Genomic DNA, 20289 nt, shown 5'->3' on the forward strand with positions numbered 1-20289 from the left:
CCGGCCGGCCGCGCCGCCGCCGCAGCCCCGCCAGCCCGCGCCGACCGCCGCGCGCGCCGCACGCGCGCCCGCCGCCGTTCCCGCCTCCCCCCGATCGCGCCGATGCAGACGGCTGACAGCAGGTAGCTGGCGGCGTCGACCGCGACCGTCACGACCGGTCCGAAGAGGCCGATCGCCGCGCCGCCGAGCGGCGGCCCGAGCGCGGTCGCGCTCCACGTCGTCGACTCGAAGCGGGCGTTGGCGACGAGCAGGTCCTCCCCGGCGACGATCGACTTCAGGTACGCCCCGCTGGACGCGTTGAAGGCGATCTTCGCCGCCGCGACGGCGACCGCCACGATCAGCAGCTGGAGGAAGCCGAGCCAGCCGAGCGCGTACGCCAGCGGCACGCTCGCGAGCGCGCCGAAGCGGACGAGGTCCATCGCGATCATCACCGGCCGCTTGCGGCGGAACTCGATCCACGGCCCCAGCGGCACCGCCACCAGCGCCCCGACCGCGAGCCCGGCCGCCGACAGCGCCGCGACCTGCGCCGGCCCGGCGTCGAGCACGACGATCGCGAGCACCTGAAAGGCGCCGAAGCCGAGCCCCGTGCCGTAGGCGCTGACCGCGTACGCCGCCCACAGCCACCCGAACTGCCGCCCCAGCGACCGCCGTCTCATCCACCCGCCCACGGCGCGATAGGAAACCGCACCAGCGCCCCAGATGCAAACACACGTTCGACGCTGACATGTGAAGATTTGCACACATCCAAGACTTGACAGAGTCCAAACAACTCCGGCATCATCCGCGGCGTGACCGTCGTGCCGCCCGCCCCGACCGCCGACCTGCTGCGCCAGCACGGCCTCAAGGCCACCGCGCAGCGGATGGCGGTCCTCAGAGCGGTCTCCGGTCACGCGCACAGCACGGCTGACGATGTCGCCACGGTCGTCAGAGCGGAGATAGGGACGATCTCCCGTCAGGCGGTGTACGACGTCCTCGGCGCGCTCGTCGAGGTCGGGCTGGTGCGGCGGATCGAGCCGTCGCAGTCGCCCGCCCGCTACGAGGCGCGCGTCGACGACAACCACCACCACCTGATCTGCCGCGACTGCGGCCGCATCGTCGACGTCGACTGTGCGGTCGGTCAGATGCCGTGCATGCATCCGTCCGACGACCACGGCTACGTCATCGACGAGGCCGAGGTCGTCTACTGGGGCCGCTGCCCCGACTGCCGCGCCGCAATCGAAATCGCCTGAACCACCCCCAACGAGGAGAACGATGAGCGCCACCGAGGAGCACGGGGACGTCACGACCAGCGACGTGCACAAGACGATGGGCTGTCCGGTGCACGCCAGACATCAGGACGTCGGCGTCACCGCCAACCAGTTCTGGTGGCCGAACCAGCTGAACCTGCGGATCCTGCGGCAGAACAACCCGCAGGCCGACCCGCTCGGCGCCGCCTTCGACTACGCCGAGGCGTTCAAGCGCCTCGACGTCGACGCGTTGATCGCCGACGTCGACGCGCTGATGACCGACTCGCAGGAGTGGTGGCCGGCCGACTACGGTCATTACGGCCCGCTCTTCATCCGCATGAGCTGGCACGCCGCCGGCACGTACCGCACCTTCGACGGCCGCGGCGGCGGCGGCAGCGGCGCGCAGCGCTTCGCCCCGCTCAACTCGTGGCCGGACAACGTCAACCTCGACAAGGCGCGGCGCCTGCTGTGGCCGGTCAAGCAGAAGTACGGCCAGGCGATCTCGTGGGCCGACCTGCTCGTGCTCGCCGGCAACCGCGCGCTGGAGACGATGGGCTTCAGAACGTTCGGCTTCGCCTTCGGCCGCCCGGACATCTGGGCGCCCGAGGAGGACGTCTACTGGGGCCCCGAGCACCGCTGGCTCGACGACGAGCGCTACAGCGGCGACCGCGACCTGCAGAATCCGCTCGCCGCCGTCCAGATGGGCCTCATCTACGTCAACCCGGAGGGCCCCAACGGCAAGCCAGACCCGCTCGCCGCCGCGCGCGACATCCGCGAGACGTTCGCGCGGATGGCGATGAACGACGAGGAGACGGTCGCGCTGATCGCCGGCGGCCACACCTTCGGCAAGACGCACGGCGCGGGCGACCCCGACGCCAACGTCGGCGCCGAGCCGGAGGGCGCAGCACTGGCCGAGCAGGGCTTCGGCTGGATCAGCAGATACGGCTCCGGCAAGGGCGACGACACGATCTCCTCCGGCCTCGAGGGCGCCTGGACCAACGACCCGGTGAAGTGGGACAACGGCTTCTTCGAGAACCTCTTCGGCTACGACTGGGAGCTGACGAGATCGCCGGCCGGCGCCTACCAGTGGCGCCCGACCAACGCCGAGGCGCAGGAGGCCGTGCCGGTCGCGCACGACGCGTCGAAGCGGACCGCGCCGATGATGGCGACGACCGACCTCGCGCTGATCAGAGATCCCGCCTACCTGGAGATCTCCAAGCGCTTCCACGCGAACCCCGAGCAGCTCGCCGACGCCTTCGCGCGCGCCTGGTTCAAGCTGCTGCACCGCGACATGGGCCCGTCGACCCGCTACCTCGGCCCGCAGGCGCCGAGCGAGGAGCTGGTCTGGCAGGACCCGGTCCCGGCCGTCGACCACGAGCTGATCGACGACGCCGACGTGACCGCGCTGAAGGCGCAGATCCTCGCCAGCGGCGTGTCGCCGTCGCAGCTGATCCAGACGGCGTGGGCGTCGGCCTCGACCTACCGCGACACCGACAAGCGCGGCGGCGCCAACGGCGCCCGTCTGCGCCTGGAGCCGCAGGCCGGCTGGGAGGTCAACGCGGGCGTCGCGCCGGTGCTCGACGCGCTCGTCAAGGTCAAGCAGGAGTTCGACGGCGCGCAGGCGGGCGGCAAGCGCGTCTCGCTCGCCGACCTGATCGTGCTCGGCGGCGCGGCGGCGGTCGAGACGGCGGCGCAGCAGGGCGGCCACGCGGTGACGGTGCCGTTCACGCCCGGCCGCACCGACGCGACCGCGGAGCAGACCGACGCCGACTCGTTCGCGGTGCTGGAGCCGCGCGCCGACGGCTTCCGCAACTACCTGCAGGCGAACCTCGGCGTCCCCGCCGAGCACCTGCTGCTCGACAAGGCGTTCCTGCTGACGCTGTCGGCCCCGGAGCTGACCGCGCTGCTCGGCGGCCTGCGCGTGCTGAACGCGAACGCCGGCCAGTCGGCGTTCGGCGTCTTCACCGACCGCCCCGGCACACTCAGCGCCGACTTCTTCCGCAACCTGCTCGACCAGTCGACGGAGTGGAAGCCGGTCGGCGACAGCGAGGACGTGTTCGAGGGCCGCAGCCGCGAGACCGGCGAGGTGCGCTGGACCGGCACCCGCGTCGACCTCGTCTTCGGCTCCAACTCGGAGCTGCGCGCGCTCGCCGAGGTCTACGCCTCCGACGACGCGCAGGAGAAGTTCGTCGCCGACTTCGTCGCCGCCTGGGCGAAGGTGATGGAGCTCGACCGCTTCGACCTCGCCTGAGGTCTGAACGCAGATGACGCAGTTCGAGGGCCCCGTCGCATGGCGGGGCCCTCGCTCGTCCTAGTGCAGCAGCGACGACGGCGAGGTCGTCTGGCAGCTCTCGCCGCTGCAGCGCGCGAGCCGCCGGACGGTCGCGCTCAGCAGCCGCACCAGCGCCCGCTTGCGCGGATCGGCGTGCAGCGAGCGCAGCTCGTGCGGGTCGCGCCGCAGGTCGTACAGCTCGCGCTCGCCGTCGCGGTACTCGACGTACAGCCAGCGACGCGTGCGAACCGCGTTGTAGGTCAGCACGCGCCGCAGCGCCGGCGGGCCGGCGGCGTCCTGGTCGCGCCGCCGCAGGTAGCGCCAGCCGCCGGTCTCGTGCAGCAGCGGGCGGGTGCTGCGCAGCCGCGGGTCGCGCGCGAACGGCAGCAGCGAGCGGCCGTCGGGCACGCGTCCCGGCACCGCCCCCGCGACCGCGGTGATCGTCGGCGCGAGGTCGGTGTTGGCGACCAGCTCGTGCGAGACGGCCCCGGCCGGGATCCCCGGTCCGCGGATCAGCAGCGGCACGCGCGTCGACGGGTCGTACGGCAGCAGCTTGCCGTTCGGCACGCCGTGCTCGCCGAGCATGTAGCCGTTGTCGGAGGTGAGGATCACGTACGTGTCGTCCAGCTCGCCGCTCCTGCGCAGCGCCGCCACGATCGCCGCGACCGCGTCGTCGACCGACCGCAGCGACGCGCGCCGGTCGCGGAACTGCCGCCGCACGCCGGCGATCGCCGCCGCGCTCAGCGGCCGCCGCTCGCGCACGAAGCGCGGCTTGTCGGAGCGGTCGCGCTCGGCGAAGCCCGGCGGCGTCGGCAGGCGGGCCCGTGCATAGGCGCGCGCGTCGCGCGGCGCCGGCCGTACGAGCCGGCCGGTGATCGACCGCAGCGGCCCGCTCTCGTGGTGCGGCGCGAGGAAGGCGACCGACAGGAAGAACGGCTGCGACGAGGGCGCGCGGCGTCTGATGAAGTCGACCGCCTTGTCGCGGTAGACGTCGGTCTGGTAGAGCCGCGGGTCCTCCTCCAGCGGCGTCCCGTACGTGTGCGCGACGCCGTTCTCGACCAGCGTGTAGCCCCACATCAGATACGTCGAGCTGTCGACCGCGCCGTACCACTCGCTCCAGCCGGGCGGCTGCTCGGCGCCGATGCCGAGGTGGTAGCCGTTCATGTACTTGCCGATGTGGGCGGTCGCGTAGCCGGCCTGCTGGAGCCACAGCGGCAGCGAGTTGGCGTGGTTGAAGCGGGCGTAGCCGCCGGTCGGCGCGTACAGCCCTAGGACGCCGTGGTTGTGCGCGTACTGCCCGCTCAGGAAGGTCGCGCGCGAGGGGCAGCAGACCGGGTACGAGACGTACGAGCGGTCGAAGCCGACCCCCTCCCGCCCGAGCAGCGCGCGGGCACGCGGCATCGCGGCGAGGTCGGCGACGGTCTGGTCGTCGGTCATCAGGACCACCACGTTGGGGCGGTCGGCGGCTGACGCGTTCGGCGCGAACGCGCTCAGCGCCACGGCCGCTGTGAGCAGCCGAGTTGCGAGTGGCACTGCCAGTTCCCCCTGCGCACGGCATGTGCGCTGCCGGTGATTGCGAGCGTCGGGTCAGGAGCCGCGTCGCTCGACGAGCGCCGGGGCTCCTACCGACAGGAGGTGGACTGGAAGCGAATAACCCGCATTCCCGACCAGGTTAGTGGAGATTAGATCGGCCCGCAAGCGGGCGGCGTGCGTCAGTCGGCGGAGAGCCGCTCCAGCCGCTCGACGTCGTAGGCGTCGCGGACCAGCTCGCGGTCGCTGACCGGCCGCACCGCGACCGGCGGGATGTAGAGCGTGCCCGCCTGGAGGCCGGCGGCGAGGCGCTCGGCCAGCTCGCCGAGCGGGAGTCTCTCCGTCCACGCCGGCAGCAGCTGGTAGGAGGCGCTCAGCACCATCGTCGCCTCGTGCTCGGGCGGATAGGTCTCCAGCAGGTACTGCTGCAACCGCGCGAACCGCTCCGCCTTCGCGCGGCGGCGCGTGTAGAGGCCGTTCTCGACGGCCGAGATCTGCCACAGCAGGCACGGCACGTCGGGCTGCAGCGGCCGGCGGCGAGCGAGCGCGTCGGTCGCCTCGTACATCTGCAGGCCCTCGGGCCCCGGGTCGAGGTTGAGGTCGACCATGATCGAGTCGAGCGCGGAGATGCCGGCCAGCACGCGCACCTCCAGACCGAGCGCGCCGGCGCCCGCCTGGATCAGCGTCGTCGGCCGCACGTAGACGGTCGGATGGCCGTAGGAGGCGAAGCAGACCGGCGGTGCCTCCAGCGCGCGGTCGAGCACGCGCGCGGCCATCCGCACGTAGGTGCCGCGCCGTTCGCGGCCTTCGCCGTAGAGGTCGAGCAGCGGGACGGCCTCGGTTCCGAGCGACTCGATGTGCTCCTGCACGCCGAAGCCGTCGTCGACGAAGAAGACCGTCGTGCAGCGGCGCATCGCCTCCTCGACCTCGCGCGTGATCTGCTGGACCGCGCGGATCCCGAGGCCGACGACGTAGACGTCCGGGGCTCTCTCCATCGCGCTCATCCTCCGATCGCCTCCAGCAGCGCGACGATCCGCTCCTGGCGGATCGCGCCCGTCGCCGCCAGCACCTCGTCGCGCAATATCTTGATCTGCTGGATGTCTATGCCGACGATCTCGCCCGGTCTTCTCGGCGGCGGCTCCTCCGTCGGCGGGTGCTCCGTCGGCGGATGCTCGGTCGGTGGATGCTCGGTCGGCGGATGCAGCTGCGAGAGGTCGGGCAGCGTCGTCGGCGGCAGCTCCAGCGTCAGCACGGTGTGCTGCTGGTCGGGCGGCTGGTTGAGCAGGTCGAGCGAGTTCGGCTCCCCCGCGCCGAACTGCAGCGGCCGCTCGCCGATGCGGTGAGCGGGGACCAGAAACGGCTGCAACGACCAGTCGGGCGCGCGCAGCAGCGCGACCTCGGCGGCGTCGACGTCGAAGCCCGCGGCCGCCTCCTCGGGTCTCGCCCGCACCAGCTCCGCGAACGACGAGTCGGCCTGCACCTTCAGCAGCAGCTCACGCATCCCGGCAGCAGACATGGCCGCGCCCCCATTCCCCGTACATTGCCGCCGATCTCTACCAGAAACTGGAGCCAACGGCAGCCGGGATGGCGCCTCGGCGCTCCAACAGATGCGGAGAGCAGGCGGCCGGGCTCCGGTGACGGCGCCCAGCGGTCGATAGCGCCAGCGATGCGGATCACACCCCAAGGAGCAGTCATGAGCAGGAGCCGGAACTGGCTCGTCGGAGCCGCGACGGTGGCGGCGCTCGCCGCCGCGACAGCGGGCGCAGCCGCACCGGCGAGCGCCGCGGGGCCGTTGACCGCGACGTTCGAGAAGACGTCGGACTGGGGCTCGGGCTTCGTCGGCGCCTACGTGATCCGCAACGGCGGGACGACGCCGGTCAGCGGCTGGGAGGTGCGCCTGACGCTGCCGGCCGGCGCGCGCCTCACCTCCGCCTGGAGCGGCGTGCTGAGCGGCACCGGCACCACGCCGGTGCTGAGCGACGAGAGCTGGACGCGCACGATCGCCGCGGGCGGCTCGGTCCGCATCGGCCTGCAGGGCGTCGCGAGCGGGCTCTTCCCCGGCCCGCTCAGCTGCAGCGTCAACGGCCAGCCGTGCGGCCCCGGCGACCCGACCGGCCCGCAGCAGCCGGAGCCGCCGCGCGACACGACCCCGCCGACCGTCCCGGCCGGGCTCGCCACCGCCTCCGCGCCGACGCAGACGAGCGTCGCGCTGCGCTGGAACCCCTCGACCGACGCCGTCGGCGTCAGCGGCTACCGCCTCTTCCGCGACGGCCAGCAGATCGCCGAGACGACGGCGACGAGCGCGACCGCCGGCGGCCTCCAGCCCGACACCGCCTACCGCTTCAGCGTCCGCGCCTTCGACGCCGCCGGCAACGTCTCCGCCGACAGCGCGCCGCTGAGCGTCCGCACCGCCGCGCCCCCGCCGCAGCCGAGCGGCGGCGTGACCGCCGCGCTGACGCTGCGCGACGACTGGGGCAGCGGCTTCACCGCCGACATGACGATCCGCAACCGCACGTCCGCCCCGCTCAGCGGCTGGCAGCTCGAGCTGCAGCTTCCGGCCGGCGTGAGCGTGAGCGGCGTCTGGAGCGCGAAGGCGCCGCTCGGCGGCGGCGTCGTCAGCTTCACGCCGGAGGAGTGGACGCGCACCGTGCCGGCCGGCGGCGCGGTCTCGTTCGGCTTCCAGACGACGGCCCCCGGTCGCTTCAGCGGGCTGCTCGGCTGCTCGCTCAACGGGCGCGCCTGCGACGACGGCGGCAGCGTGCCGCCGCCCGACACGACCGCCCCGACGGCGCCGACCGGCCTGCGCGCCGGCGCCGTCACCGCCTCCAGCGTCGCGCTCAGCTGGAGCGCGGCGAGCGACGACCGCGGCGTCGCCGCCTACGACGTCTACGACGGCGCGCAGCGCAGAGTCGCCACGAGCGACGGCACGAGCGTCGTCGTCGCCGGCCTGCAGCCGAACACGTCCTACGCGTTCGCCGTCAAGGCGCGCGACGCGGCCGGCAACGTCTCGCCGGCCAGCGCGCCGGTGAGCGCGACGACCGCGCGCGAGGAGACGAGCGGCGGCGTCGCGACCGCGCCCGGCTACGCGCCCTACGTCGACATGACGCTGTACCCGCAGTTCCCGCTGGCGAGAGCGGCGACGACGCCCGGCCTGCGCCAGGTGTCGCTCGCGTTCGTCGTCTCCGGCGGCCCGTGCGCCGCCAAGTGGGGCGGCGTGACCGCGCTCGACGACCCCTGGATCAGCGGCCAGATCGCCGCCTTCCGCGCGGCCGGCGGCACGCCGATCGTCTCCTTCGGCGGCGCGATCAACCAGGAGCTGGCGCTGACCTGCTCCTCGGTCGACGCGCTCGCGGCCGAGTACCGCAGAGTGATCGAGGCGACCGGCAGCCGCGACCTCGACTTCGACATCGAGGGCTCGGCGCAGGGTGACGCGGCGTCGCTGGAGCGGCGCGCGAAGGCGATCGCGCGGCTGCAGAGCGAAGGCGCGGCGGCCGGCCGGCCGGTGCGCGTCTCGTTCACGCTGCCGGTGATGCCGAGCGGCCTCACCGCCGACGGCCTGCGCGTGCTGCGCAACGCGATCGACAACGGCGTCGACGTCGGCACCGTCAACGTGATGGCGATGGACTACTTCGACCCGTCGCTGAACGTCACCGGCCGCATGGGCGACCTCGCGATCGAGGCGGCGACCAGCCTCCAGCGCCAGCTGACCGCGCTCTACCCCAACCGCAGCGCCGCGCGCCTGTGGAAGATGGTCGGCGTCACGCCGATGATCGGCATCAACGACAACCCGGCGGAGATCTTCACCATCGCCGACGCGACGAAGCTGACGGCCTTCGCGAACCAGAGCGGCCTCGGCCGGCTGGCGATCTGGTCGGCCAACCGCGACAGCCAGTGCCCCGGCCCGCGCCAGGTGACCGAGAACACCTGCAGCGGCACGGCCCAGCAGACGTGGGGCTTCGCGCAGGCGTTCGGGAGCTTCCCGGCGGCCGGCTAGGAGCGCCGGCGGCAGCAGCGCGAGCCGACGGCGCCGGCGCGGCCTGAAGCCGCGCCGGCGGCCGCGGTCGTCCTACTTCAGCCCGCGCGCCGGCAGCCGCAGCACGACGACCGAGCGAGCGGTCGTGCGCCGGCCCCCGCCGAAGCTCGACGTCAGCGCCAGCCGCGTCCGCAGCCGCAGCGATCTGCTCGCGGCGGCGACCGCGAGGCGGCCCCGTCGCGTCAGCCGCAGCGCGATCGCTCTGCGTCCGCCGGGAGCGATCGTCACCGCCGCCCCGCGCGCCAGCACGACCGGCGCGACCGCTCTGCGGCCGTTCGGCGCCGCGCTCAGCGTCGCGCCGACGCGGCAGCCGCCGGCGACGCGCGGGCAGGCGACCGGGATCGAGAGCCGTCCGGAGCGGCTCAGCTCGAAGCTGCGCGGCGTCACCGCCGCCACCCGCACGCGCGTGCTCGCGCTCGCCTGCGGCAGTCTCGCCGGCGGCGCCGGCACGACCGGCGGGGCGGGCGGCGCCGGGGGCGGCGCGACCGTCACCGTCAGCGTCTGGGCGCCGTCGGGCTCGAGCCCGTTGGCGGCCGTCAGCTGGACCGTGTAGGTGCCCGCGCTGCCCGCCGCCGGCGTGCCGGCGACGGTCGCGCTGCCGTTGCCGTTGTCGCTGAACGCGAGCCCGGCGGGCAGCGTGCCGGTGACGGTCAGCGCCGGCGCCGGCGCGCCGCTCGTCGTGACCGTGAAGCTGCCGGCCTGGCCAGCGGTGAAGGCCGCGCTCGCGGCGCTCGTGACGGCCGGCGCGGCGATCCCGCCGCAGAGGCCGAGCTGCAGGCGGCTGGAGACCGGGCTGCCGAGACCGCTCGCCATGTCGTAGCCGGGCGCCGCCGGGAACAGCCCTCTGTTGACGCCGAGGTAGTCGTTGTCGCCGACGGTGATGTCGTTGAAGGCGCCCAGCGGCGTGCGCGCGAGCTGGTACAGCGCGGGGTTGAGGAAGCCGACGCGGCCGCTCGCCGCGCAGCCGGGCGAGCGCGTGATCAGCGTCGTCACCGCCGCCCACAGCGGCGTCGCCGCCGAGGTGCCGCCGTCGAGCAGCAGGTCGCCTCTGTGGACGATCACGTAGCCGGTGTCGGGGTCGGCGAGCGCCGAGACGTCCGGCACCTGGCGGCAGTAGGCCTCGACGAAGTCGCAGGCCTGCGAGCCGGAGTCGGGGCCGATCACGCCTGGGCCGGACTGGTAGGTCGGCATCGGCCAGTTGCTCGACTGACCGCCGCCGCCGGCGCCGTCTCTGGTCGTCGCGCCGTCGTTCCAGACGTGCTCGACCGGCGGGAAGGCGGCCTGCACGAGCGAGGTTCCGCCGACGCCGGTGACGGTCGGCTGGCTGGCCGGGTCGTCGACGGCCAGCTGCGTCAGCGTCGGGTTGTCTCTCGGGTCGTAGCAGTCGGTCGAGCCGTCGTCGCCGGCCGCGGACAGGATCGTCTGCCCCTGCGCCGCCATCTGCTGGAAGATCAGCGACTCGGCGAGGACCGTGTTGCCGTCCATGAACGGCTCGCACGAGCCCCAGCTGGTGCTGACGACCTGCGCGGTGTTGTCGTCGGCGATTCTCGCGTAGACGTCGGGGCTGCCGTCGTTGGGACCCTGGTAGACGAGCAGCTGCGCCTCCGGCACCAGCGCGGTCAGGATCTCGATGTCGAGCGCCGCCTCGCCGATCTGCGGCCCGTTGCCGGGACCGCCGTTGACGTCGATGTTCGTGATGCTGGTGTCGGTCCCGTAGCAATCCTGGAAGTACTGGATGTCGCTCGGCGTGTACGGCTCGAACTCGACCAGCGCGACGGTCGCGCCGGCGCCGCCGTTGCCGGCGGCGTAGAAGCCGTCGAGGTCGTAGGCGCTGGCGATCTCGTTCATCGTGTAGACGCCGTATCTCTGCGCGACGCCCGCGATCTCCGCGCACGCCTGCGGCGGCGCCGAGCCGGGCGCGAGCGCGGCCGGCGCCGGGGCCCCCGCGGCGCTGCCTGCCCTGCCGGCTCTAGCCGCGACGCGGCCGAGCCCGCGCGGCTGCGGCCGGCTGCGCGTGTCGAGCCCGACGACGGCGGCGACCTGCGGCGCGATCGCGGCCGGCACGCGCGGCGCCCTCGCGGCCGCGATCGCTCCGCTGCCGTCAGCGCGGCGGTAGCGCTCGATCTGCGTGCCGAAGGCGGCCTCGGCCGCAGCGACGGTCGTCGTGACCGGGATCGAGAGACCGCTGCGCGCGGTCGGACCGGGTCTGAGGCCGGCGTCCTCCAGCGCCGCGCGGACCTCGGCGACCGCCGCGTCGGTCGGGCCGAAGCGGCCGCGGAACTCACCGGTCGCGAGAAAGTCGCCGTAGAGCGGCGAGCCGGGCGTCGAGACGGCGTCGACGAAGGCGGTCAGCGCCGCCGGGTCGCGCGGTGCGAGCACGACGTCGAGCTGGACGGTCGCGGCGGCCGGCGCGGCGCCGAGCGCCCGCACGCCGGGGACGGCGCTCGGCGCGGCGCCGACGGCGACGGTCGGGCCCGTCGGGCCGGCGGCGGCAGCCGGGGCGGCGGCCGCGGCGGGCAGGACGGCCAGCAGCGCGGCTGCGGTGGCGAGGGACGGACGGCGCATGTCGAAGAGGGCTCCTGTGCGTGATGCTTCGGACAACTCTTCGGTTGATCGGCCACGCGACTTCCCACCTGAACACCCTGCGGACCGGCCGGTCCGTCCCATGACCGCTCAGGCCGCGACGCCGGCCTCCAGCCCGACGATCAGGTCGAGCAGGCCGTCCGCCTCCCACGCACGGTTGCGCGGCGAGTCGGTGAGACGGCTGAGGATGCCGGCCTCCTCCAGCTGCTCGATCGCGTTCGCGACGGCCGGCTTCGTGCGCCCGGTCGCCGCGACGGCGACCGGAACCGTGATGACCGGGTGCGCCGGCAGGACCGCGATCAGGCTCCAGGCGGCCGCGTCGGCGCGGGGGCTGGCGTGCTCGCGCAGGCGCTCGCGCCACGTCTCCTGCAACTCGCCGACCCAGCCCGCGTAGCGAGCGGCGAGCTGCGCGGCCTCTGCCGTGGCGGCGGCGAACAGCTCGACCCACTCGCTCACCCGATCCTCGCGAAAGGCCGTCAGACCGCGCAGGTAGCGGTCCTTGTCACGCGCGAGCACGACGCTTATCGGCGGCACGAACGCCGGCGTCAGGCCGCGCCGGCGCAGTACGACCTGCACCAGCGCCCGTCCGGTGCGGCCGTTGCCGTCTGCGAAGGGGTGGACCGTCTCGAACTGCGCGTGGGCGATCGCCGCCTGCATCAGCGGCGGCAGCGTGACGTCGCCGACGAACGCGCAGAGGTCGTCGAGCAGGCGCGCGACCTCCTCCGGCGGCGGCGGCACGAACGCAGCCCCGCAGGGGTTGTAGTCGTTGCCGCCGATCCAGTTCTGCGACGAGCGGAACTGACCGGCGATCTCCGAGTTCGGCGCGCGCTCCATCAGCACCCGGTGGATGTCGAGGAAGTCCACGGGGCGGACGCCCCGCAGGTCCGCCGCCCGCTCGATCGAGAGCTGCATCGCGTCGATGTTGGCGAGGATCTCGGCGGCGCTCGCCCCGACCTTGCGCCCAGTCTCCTGGTTGGCCTCGGCGCGCGCGAGGCTGCGCGCGTCGAGCTGCAGCCCCTCGACCTTCGAGGAGGCGATCGACTCGGTCCGCAGCAGCAGCCGCGCGAGCGGCATCAGCGCCGGCCCGGACTCACGGTTCAGGTCGGCGATCGCCTTCTCGGCGTCGGAGACGACGCCGGCGACGTCCCCGGACAGGGCGTACTCGGCGTCCGCGACCGGCTCGGGGACGAAGGCGTCGTACGCGCACGCGCGCCGATAGCGCGGAGGCGCGTAGATCGCCGGATCGGCCTGCCAGATCTGATGGACGTACCGCCCTCGCACCGCGTTCCTTTCCTTGTTCCGAGCATAAGGAAAGGATAGGGTCCTTCCTTTCCTTACCGAGATCCTATCCATCCACTGTCCATAAGGAAAGGATAGGAGCTAAACTTTCCTTATGGTTGACAAGCGGGAGTTGCCGACGACCGCGCGCCGAGGCCGCACACAAGGCCGGCAAGAACGACGAAAGCCCCGCCGAAGCGGGGCTTTCTCGTCAGTACCCCCAGGGGGAATCGAACCCCCGCTACCAGCGTGAAAGGCTGGCGTGCTAACCGCTACACCATGGGGGCGAGGCGGGGTTCGGACATTGTAGATGGCCGCGCCGATTCGCCGAGCGTGCCACCATGCAGGGGCGCGTCTAGCTCATCGGGTTAGAGCACCGGACTTTTAATCCGGCGGGCTGGGTTCGAGTCCCAGGGCGCGTATTCCGCTCACGTTCGCGGCCGCACGCGCCCTGGGTTCCTCAAGATGCGATCTTGACGCCGTTGGCGCCTTCGGGCTCGAGTATGCCCTTGCGCTTCAGCTGCGAGATCGTCGTGTGGACGGTCGGCTTCGCGATGTTGGTGATCTCGGCGACCTCCGCCGCGGAGATGCCGGGACGCTCGCCGACGAGCTTCAGGATCGCCTCGCGGTTGGCGCCGCGCGGCGCGCGACGGGTCTTGCCGCCCGCGTAGGGGGCGCGGCCGGTGGGGGTCGCGGACGTGCGAACACGTGCGCGGCCGGCGGCGCCGCCGTTGGCGGCGGGAGCGCTGTAGTCGCCGCTGAGTGCGGCGAGCACGGCCTCCAACTGTTCCTTTTCTTCGATCAGCGGACGCAGCTCTCTGAGCCGCCGTTCGATGTCTCTTTGAATTTGCCCGACCAGCTCTGCCATATACGTAACTCCTGGTGAGACGAGGGGGTGAGCGAAGGCTACCAATCAGCGCCGATGCATTGAACCCTCGGGCGACCATCGTCAAGAAACATGGCGTTGGCCCGTTACGAATTTGACTGGTGAGGGAAGCCTGACGAATAGCGCGGGGCAGGGCGTGCTTCAGCGTGCCCGCTGACGCTCACGAACTGACGCAATCATGCGCGAGCCGTTCGTGCAGCGGCGCCGGCCGGCCGATGTGAAAGCCCTGAGCGAAGTCGACGCCGAGGCCGCGCAGCAACTCAACTGTCGCGTCGTCGCCGACATACTCGGCGATCGTCTCCTTGCCCATCCCACGGGCGATCTCGACGGCGGCGCGGATCAACAGTTGATCGGTCTGACTGGTCGTGCAGGAACGCACAAACTCGCCGTCGATCTTGAGGATGTCGAACGGCAGATGCTTCAAGTAGTAGAACGAGCCGAAGCCAGCCCCGAAATCGTCGAGCGCGAAGCGACAACCGAGGTCCGCCAGTCGGGATGCAAACTCCTGTGCACGAGGAATATTGGCAACCGCGGTGGTCTCGGTCACCTCCAGCACCAGGTTCGCTGGATCGACGTCGTTCTCTCTCAACTCGCGCTCGATGATCCGCAGCAGGTCGGGATCGCCGGTCGAGCTGCCGGAGATGTTCACCTCGAAGACGAGCTCACGACCGGCGCGGCGCTGCTCGCCCATGTGGCGGATCGCCCTCGCCACCACCCAGCGGTCGATCTCCTGCATCAGGTCGAAGCGCTCGGCGATCGCGATGAAGGCGGCCGGCGGGATCACCTCGCCCTGCTCGTCGAGCATCCGCAGCAGCAGCTCGTGCTGGCGCACCTGACCGCTGGACAGCTCGACGATCGGCTGCGCGTAGAGCGTGAAGCGATCCTCCTCCAGCGCCTCGCGGATCCGCTCCGCCCAGGTGATGCGCGCCTTCATCCGCGACGCGCTGCGCTCCTGCGTCGAGAAGGTCGCGGCGCGGTCGCGGCCGGCCTCCTTCGCGTCGTACATCGCCAGGTCGGCGTTGACGAGCACGTCCTCGGCGCTGAGGCCGTCGCTCTCGCCGAACAGCGCGATCCCGATCGAGGTCGTGATCGGCCGGCGGCGGCCGGCGGTCGTCAGCACCGACTGGGCGCGCACGGAGGCGAGGATCGACTCGGCGACCGCCTCCGCCTCCTCCTGCCCGCCACGCGGCAGCAGCACCGCGAACTCGTCACCGCCCAGCCGCGCCAGCACGTCGCTGTCGCGCAGGCGGGTGCGCAGCGTCTGCGCCACCTTGACGATCAGCTCGTCGCCGACGTTGTGGCCGAGCGTGTCGTTGATGTGCTTGAAGCGGTCGATGTCGAGCACCAGCGCGGCACCCTCGGGTCCATAACGCTGCACACGGTGAATGTGCTGATTCAGCTCGCGTTCGAACGAGCGCCGATTGAGCAGGCCGGTGAGCGGATCGTGATCGGCCATGTGCTGCAGCTGCGCCTCGTAGCGAACGCGCTCGCTGACATCCTGGATCTGGCCGAGGAAGTGAAGCGGGCTGCCGTCGGCCGAGCGCACGAGCGTCGCGTGGACGGCGACCCAGACGACCTGGCCGACGACGTCGACATAGCGCTTCTCCATCCAGAAGGTGCTCTTCTCACCGGACAGGAGCGTCTGCATCATCTCCTCGTCCCTGGCTGTGTCGGACGGGTGACTCAACTCCGGGAAGCTCATCTCCTCGAGCTCCTCGCGGGTGTAGCCGGTGATTGCGCAGAGCGCGTCGTTGACCTGCAGGAAGCGGCCGTCGAGATCCGACAGGGCCATCCCGATCGGGGCCGCCTCGAAGGCGGTGCGGAAGCGTTGCTCGGCCTGCGCGATCCGCTCGACGCTCTCACGCAGCGCCTCCTCGGCGGCGACCCGCTCGCTGACGTCGCGCACGATCGCCTGGCCCTCGCGCATCGCCCCCGTCTCGGGGTCGACGACCCGCCGCACGCGCGCCTCGATCCAGATGAAGCGGCCGTCGCGGTGGCGGATCCGGCTCGTGACGGTGATCGTCCCGCCCTGCTCTATGACGCGCTCGCGCGCGCCGATCACGTCGTCGCGGTCCTCGACGTGGACGAACTCGCGCGGCTGGTGGCCGACCAGCTCCTCCGGCTCGTAGCCCATCAGCTCGCGCGAGGCCGGCGAGACGTAGGTGACGACCCCGTCGGGCGCGAACACCAAGATCATGTCGGTCGAGTTGTCGGCCAGCAGGCGGTGGCGCTGCTCGGCGGCGCGCAGCTCCGCCTCGGCGCGGTCGCGCTCCTGCATCCGCTCGGCGACCAGGCCGAGCGCATAGCGCTCGCGGCGTGAGGCGGTCCAGATCAGCAGCCCGAGCGCGAACGTGACGATCGCGCCGGCGACGAGGATCGTCCAGGTGACGGCGAGGTCGGGGTCGGGGCGGCCGACGGCGATCGCCCACTGCAGGCCGCCGGCGTCGAAGCTGACCGTCATCGGATGCGCGCCGGCGCCGTTGCCGGCCAGCTGCTGACCGTCGACGGTCACCGACAGCGGCACGTCGTTGGGGACGAGGTTGCTGAGCGCCGCGTCGATCGTCGCGGTCGAGAAGGCGCCGGCGACGAAGCCCTCGGTCTGTTCGCGCCGCTGCGCCGCCGTCCGTGCCAGCGGACCGCCGTCGGCGACGACCGGCAGCATGAAGACGAAGGCGTCCCAGCCGGCGACGGGGACCGGGCCCGGCGGCAGCGCCTGCACGGAGCCGGTCGCCATCGTCGCGCCGAGCGCGGCGCGGTAGTCGGGCAGTCTGGCGAAGTCGAAGCCGGCCGGCGGGCCGCTGACGCGCGTCGCGGTGTAGGCGAGGCGGTAGCGCTCGGGCCGGTTGCGGGCGAGGTCGGCGGGCGTGCGGCGCATGAACCAGACGGCGCCGAAGGCGGAGTCGTCGAGCAGCCGCTGCGACGCGATCCCGAACTGCGTCCGATCGACGCCCGGGACGGCCATCAGCGTCGCCAGATCGGTCATCCGCGCGGCCGAGGCTCTCATCGTCGCGCCCAGCAGCGTCTCGGCGCGGTCGCGCACCTCGCGCTGCCGCTGCTCCGCCTGCGCCCGCTCGTGACGGGCGGAGGCGAACGCGCCGAGGATCGTCGCGACGGCCAGCAGGACGACCGCCAGCAGAGCCAGCGGCGCGCGCCTCGGACGCGGCATCACGCGTCCGCTCCAGCGGAGGAGAGGCGAACGCGCATGCGCCAGTTCGACGGGCTGACCGACTTCACCCGGTCCCTATCGGCAGGGTGCCCGGAGAGCTGTAGCGCGGGCAGCGCGGTGGCGCCGGCTCAGCTGCGGCGGCGCAGCGCCTGCGCCGCCTCGGCGCGGCTGGCGACGACCGGGAACAGCTCGTCGAGGCCCATCACGCTGAAGATGCGCGCGTTCGCCTGGCTCGTGTTGACGATCGCGAGCTGGCGGTTGACGGCGTTGAGACGACGGGCGGCGCGCAGCAGCACCTGACAGCCGCTGGCGTCGACGAAGGCGCAGCCGCCGAGGTCGACGACGAGGTCCCTGATCGGGCCGACCGAGTCAGTGTGCTCGCGCAGCCGCGCTCTCAGCTCCGGCGCGGTGAAGAGGTCCAGCTCGCCCTCGACGCTGATCACGACGACGCCGCTCTCGTCGAGCGGCTCCTCGAGCAGGCCGAACGATGTCGTCGGCGTGGCGTGTTGGTGGCTGGATTGCGTCATGACCGGGAGACGGGCGGCGCACAGGCAGTACAGCCGATGCCCACCCGCAGGCTTCCGGCGGCTTCATCTCTACCCTCGCGCCGAGGGCAGAAAACGGAGCCGGCCGAAAAGCGAACTAGTGCTTGAAGTGGCGGCGGCTCGTGAAGACCATCGCAACGCCGGCTTCGTCGGCTGCTGCGATCACTTCTGGATCGCGCACCGAGCCGCCGGGCTGGATGATCGCTGTGACGCCAGCCTTGACGGCAAGCTCGGGTCCGTCGGCGAACGGGAAGAAGGCGTCGGAGGCGAGCACCGCCCCTTCGACAGAACCCTCGCGGGCCTTCTCGACCGCCAGCCGGACAGAGTCGACGCGGCTCATCTGGCCGGCGCCGATGCCGACCGAGGCGTTGTCTCTCGCGAGCACGATCGCGTTCGAGCGGACGTGCTTGCAGACGCGCCAGGCGAACAGCAGCTCCGACCACTCGGCGTCGGTCGGCTGGCGTCTGGTCGCGACCGTCATCTCGGCCCGCTCCTGCGTGTCGACGTCGCGATCCTGCACGAGCAGACCGCCGACGACCTGCTTCAGGTCGGGCTCGGCGAGGTGCAGCGGCAGGTTCTCGTCGTCCTGCATCAGGCGCAGGTTTCTTCTGACGCCGAGGATCTCGATCGCCTCGTCGGAGTACCCGGGCGCGAACAGCACCTCGATGAACTGTCTGACGAGCGCAGCGGCCAGCTCGGCGTCGACCGGGCGGTTGAGCACGATCACGCCGCCGAAGGCGGAGACCGGATCGCATTCGAAGGCGCGCTGGTAGGCGTCCAGCGGGGTGTCGCCGGTCGCCACGCCGCACGGGTTGTTGTGCTTGACGATCACGCACGTCGGCGCCTGGAACTCGCGCACGAGCAGGCGCGCCCCGTTGAGGTCGAGCAGGTTGTTGAACGACAGCGGCTTGCCGCCGAGCTGGCGCACGTTGCTGAGCAGATGCGTCGGCGAGCCGACCTGCGCGTAGTAGGCGGCGCGCTGGTGCGGGTTCTCGCCGTAGGAGAGGTCGGTGACCTTCTCGAAGGCGCGCACGAACAGCTGCGGGAAGTCGTCGTTGCGCTTCTCCGAGAACCAGCGCGTGATCGCCGTGTCGTAGCGGGCGGTGTAGGCGAACGCCTCCGCCGCGAGCGACTCGCGCGTCGTCAGCGACAGCATGTTGCCGCTCTCGCGCAGCTCGTCGAGGACCGCGTCGTAGGAGGCGGGCGAGACGACCGGCGCCGCGAAGGCGAAGTTCTTCGCCGCCGCGCGGATCATCGTCGGGCCGCCGATGTCGATGTTCTCGATCACCTCGGAGTCGGCGACGCCGCGGCGGGCGACCGTCTGCTCGAACGGATAGAGGTTGACGCAGACGAGGTCGACCATCTCGACCTCGGCGTCTCTCGCCGCGCTCAGGTGGGACTCGTCGTCGCGGACGGCGAGCAGGCCGGCGTAGAGCTTCGGATGGAGCGTCTTGACGCGCCCGTCCATGATCTCCGGGAAGCCGGTGAAGTCGGTGATCGAGCGGTGCGGGATGCCCGCGTCGGCGAGCGCGCCGGCGGTGCCGCCCGTCGAGACGAGCTCGACGCCCAGCTCGCTGAGGCCGCGCGCGAAGTCGACGATTCCGGTCTTGTCGGAGACGGACAGCAGCGCGCGCCGGACCGCGACCTTTCCGGGCGCGGTCGGCTGGAGATCGTTGGAGGTCTCTTGCGACATCGGCAGCGGAGTTTAGGCGAGCAGGCCGTCGCGTGACGGCCGCCCGCAAGCGGCGGACCGGTCTCCGGTCAGGCGTCGAGCACGACCCGGCGCGGGTCGTCGGGGTCGATCCGCACCGCCCCGCGGGCGATCAGGCGGATCGCCTCGGGCAGCAGCTCGTGCTCGATCGCGTGGATTCTCCGCAGCACCTCGCCGGCCTCGCGGGCGCGCGGCAGCTCGACCGCGCGCTGCAGGATGATCGGCCCGGTGTCGACGCCCTCGTCGACGAAGTGGACGGTGACGCCGAAGACGCGCACGCCGTGCGCGAGCGCCTGCTCGACCGCTCTCAGCCCCGGGAAGGCCGGCAGCAGGGCCGGGTGGACGTTGACGACCGCGAGCGGGAAGCGGTTCAGGAACGCCGGCGTCAGCAGCTGCATGTAGCCGGCCAGCACGACCAGTCGCGCACCACGGGCCTGCAGCCAGTCGGCGAGCGCGAGGTCGCGCGCGGCGCGGTCGGCATGGTCGGCGAGCGGGAAGGCCGCGGTCGCGACGCCCTTCGCGCGAGCCCGCTCCAGCGCCGGCGCATCGGCCTTGTTGGAGCCGACCGCGACGACCTCGATCCCGTCGCGGCCGTGGACCGTGTCGAGGATCGCCTGCAGGTTGGAGCCGCTGCCAGAGGCGAGCACGGCGATCGGGAAGACGTCGGGGGCGGGCGTCATGCGGCGCTCACCGTACCGTGCAGCGTCGGATAGCGCCCGCCAGAGGAGCGCAGCGTGCCGCGCGCGATCAGCATGTCGATCCGCTGCAGCACCTGCTCGCCGCGCAGGTGCGAATAGCCGCCGTAGGAGGGCAGGCCGTCGTAGGCGTGCTCGCGGATCGCCTGCGTGCGGCTGCCGCGCAGGATCTCGACCGCGCGCGTGCGGCCGACCGGCGGCCTTGCGGCCGTCACGACGGCGACGATCGCCGCGTCCAGCTCGTGGTCGTCGGCGCTCGACTCGCCGCCCCAGGCGCCGCCCGCGCCCCAGGCGCCGCCGCGCCGGCCGCCGGAGCCGCCCGCCGCGCTCCAGCCGCTCGCCCCGGCGCGCGACGCCGCCCGCC

Annotated in this window: 15 protein-coding genes and 2 tRNA genes; 4 read left to right on the plus strand and 13 right to left on the minus strand. The window is 72.5% G+C overall.

Annotated elements, in window-relative coordinates:
* Positions 1–656: MFS transporter (locus Q7L73_RS27200; protein WP_370552656.1), on the minus strand; the 656-nt coding region annotated here is incomplete at its 3' end.
* 204 nt (positions 657–860) lie between these two features.
* On the opposite strand from Q7L73_RS27200, the gene Q7L73_RS27205 reads away from it, so the two are divergent.
* Together Q7L73_RS27205 and katG are read left to right on the plus strand one after the other, a co-directional pair.
* Positions 861–1229: a Fur family transcriptional regulator gene (locus tag Q7L73_RS27205; protein WP_370552466.1), complete on the plus strand. Its 369-nt coding sequence runs from the start codon at positions 861–863 to the stop codon at positions 1227–1229.
* Positions 1230–1251: 22 nt separating this feature from the next.
* Entirely contained in the window at positions 1252–3477 is a 2226-nt protein-coding gene (gene katG, locus Q7L73_RS27210) for a catalase/peroxidase HPI (RefSeq protein WP_304695431.1), read from the plus strand.
* Between the two features lie 60 nt (positions 3478–3537).
* Here the strand turns inward: katG and Q7L73_RS27215 are convergent, their stop codons facing one another.
* The 3 genes from Q7L73_RS27215 to Q7L73_RS27225 form a co-directional block, all read right to left on the minus strand.
* Positions 3538–5031, minus strand: coding sequence for a sulfatase (locus Q7L73_RS27215; RefSeq protein ID WP_370552464.1), 1494 nt, complete (start codon positions 5029–5031; stop codon positions 3538–3540).
* 179 nt (positions 5032–5210) lie between these two features.
* The gene (locus tag Q7L73_RS27220) at positions 5211–6023 is read right to left on the minus strand and encodes an SAM-dependent methyltransferase (RefSeq protein ID WP_304695433.1); all 813 of its coding nucleotides are present in this window, start codon (positions 6021–6023) and stop codon (positions 5211–5213) included.
* Between the two features lie 5 nt (positions 6024–6028).
* Positions 6029–6529 carry a hypothetical protein gene (locus Q7L73_RS27225; RefSeq protein ID WP_304695435.1) on the minus strand — a complete coding sequence of 167 codons (501 nt, stop codon included), beginning with the start codon at positions 6527–6529 and terminating at the stop codon, positions 6029–6031.
* Positions 6530–6721: 192 nt separating this feature from the next.
* Between Q7L73_RS27225 and Q7L73_RS27230 the strand changes: the two genes are divergently transcribed.
* Positions 6722–9022, plus strand: coding sequence for a cellulose binding domain-containing protein (locus Q7L73_RS27230; RefSeq protein ID WP_304695437.1), 2301 nt, complete (start codon positions 6722–6724; stop codon positions 9020–9022).
* Between the two features lie 72 nt (positions 9023–9094).
* On the opposite strand, the gene Q7L73_RS27235 is transcribed toward Q7L73_RS27230, so the two are convergent.
* The 3 genes from Q7L73_RS27235 to Q7L73_RS27245 all read right to left on the minus strand — a co-directional run bounded on the left by Q7L73_RS27235 (position 9095) and on the right by Q7L73_RS27245 (position 13209).
* Positions 9095–11626 carry a protease pro-enzyme activation domain-containing protein gene (locus Q7L73_RS27235; protein ID WP_304695439.1) on the minus strand — a complete coding sequence of 844 codons (2532 nt, stop codon included), beginning with the start codon at positions 11624–11626 and terminating at the stop codon, positions 9095–9097.
* 108 nt (positions 11627–11734) lie between these two features.
* Complete coding sequence (locus tag Q7L73_RS27240) at positions 11735–12925, minus strand: Fic family protein (protein ID WP_304695441.1); 1191 nt, start codon at positions 12923–12925, stop codon at positions 11735–11737.
* Between the two features lie 212 nt (positions 12926–13137).
* Positions 13138–13209: transfer RNA gene (locus Q7L73_RS27245), tRNA-Glu, on the minus strand.
* Between the two features lie 62 nt (positions 13210–13271).
* Between Q7L73_RS27245 and Q7L73_RS27250 the strand changes: the two genes are divergently transcribed.
* A tRNA-Lys gene (locus Q7L73_RS27250) sits at positions 13272–13344 on the plus strand.
* A 38-nt stretch (positions 13345–13382) separates the two neighbouring features.
* Here the strand turns inward: Q7L73_RS27250 and Q7L73_RS27255 are convergent.
* The 6 genes from Q7L73_RS27255 to Q7L73_RS27280 all read right to left on the minus strand — a co-directional run.
* Positions 13383–13790, minus strand: a complete 408-nt coding sequence (locus Q7L73_RS27255) for a winged helix-turn-helix domain-containing protein (protein ID WP_304695443.1) — start codon at positions 13788–13790, stop codon at positions 13383–13385.
* A gap of 178 nt (positions 13791–13968) precedes the next feature.
* Entirely contained in the window at positions 13969–16974 is a 3006-nt protein-coding gene (locus Q7L73_RS27260; RefSeq protein ID WP_304695445.1) for an EAL domain-containing protein, read from the minus strand.
* Between the two features lie 128 nt (positions 16975–17102).
* A complete protein-coding gene (locus Q7L73_RS27265) occupies positions 17103–17501 on the minus strand; it encodes an STAS domain-containing protein (protein WP_304695447.1) in 399 nt (132 codons plus the stop codon).
* A gap of 115 nt (positions 17502–17616) precedes the next feature.
* Complete coding sequence (gene purH, locus Q7L73_RS27270; RefSeq protein ID WP_304695449.1) at positions 17617–19212, minus strand: bifunctional phosphoribosylaminoimidazolecarboxamide formyltransferase/IMP cyclohydrolase; 1596 nt, start codon at positions 19210–19212, stop codon at positions 17617–17619.
* Positions 19213–19280: 68 nt separating this feature from the next.
* Complete coding sequence (purN, locus tag Q7L73_RS27275; RefSeq protein WP_304695451.1) at positions 19281–19910, minus strand: phosphoribosylglycinamide formyltransferase; 630 nt, start codon at positions 19908–19910, stop codon at positions 19281–19283.
* Positions 19907–20289 (minus strand): RQC domain-containing protein (locus Q7L73_RS27280; RefSeq protein WP_304715748.1); only part of this gene is annotated, 383 nt, incomplete at its 5' end. The genes purN and Q7L73_RS27280, both read right to left, overlap by 4 nt.

This window comes from Conexibacter sp. CPCC 205762, from assembly GCF_030646155.1.
Lineage (GTDB): Bacteria > Actinomycetota > Thermoleophilia > Solirubrobacterales > Solirubrobacteraceae > Conexibacter.

Coding starts and splice junctions, on each gene's coding strand:
- Q7L73_RS27205 (WP_370552466.1), top strand. CDS start 861: ATGGCGGTCCTCAGAGCGGTCTCCGGTCACGCGCACAGCACGGCTGAC.
- katG (WP_304695431.1), top strand. CDS start 1,252: ATGAGCGCCACCGAGGAGCACGGGGACGTCACGACCAGCGACGTGCAC.
- Q7L73_RS27220 (WP_304695433.1), bottom strand. CDS start 6,023: ATGGAGAGAGCCCCGGACGTCTACGTCGTCGGCCTCGGGATCCGCGCG.
- Q7L73_RS27225 (WP_304695435.1), bottom strand. CDS start 6,529: ATGCGTGAGCTGCTGCTGAAGGTGCAGGCCGACTCGTCGTTCGCGGAG.
- Q7L73_RS27230 (WP_304695437.1), top strand. CDS start 6,722: ATGAGCAGGAGCCGGAACTGGCTCGTCGGAGCCGCGACGGTGGCGGCG.
- Q7L73_RS27235 (WP_304695439.1), bottom strand. CDS start 11,626: ATGCGCCGTCCGTCCCTCGCCACCGCAGCCGCGCTGCTGGCCGTCCTG.
- Q7L73_RS27255 (WP_304695443.1), bottom strand. CDS start 13,790: ATGGCAGAGCTGGTCGGGCAAATTCAAAGAGACATCGAACGGCGGCTC.
- Q7L73_RS27260 (WP_304695445.1), bottom strand. CDS start 16,974: ATGCCGCGTCCGAGGCGCGCGCCGCTGGCTCTGCTGGCGGTCGTCCTG.
- Q7L73_RS27265 (WP_304695447.1), bottom strand. CDS start 17,501: ATGACGCAATCCAGCCACCAACACGCCACGCCGACGACATCGTTCGGC.
- purH (WP_304695449.1), bottom strand. CDS start 19,212: ATGTCGCAAGAGACCTCCAACGATCTCCAGCCGACCGCGCCCGGAAAG.
- purN (WP_304695451.1), bottom strand. CDS start 19,910: ATGACGCCCGCCCCCGACGTCTTCCCGATCGCCGTGCTCGCCTCTGGC.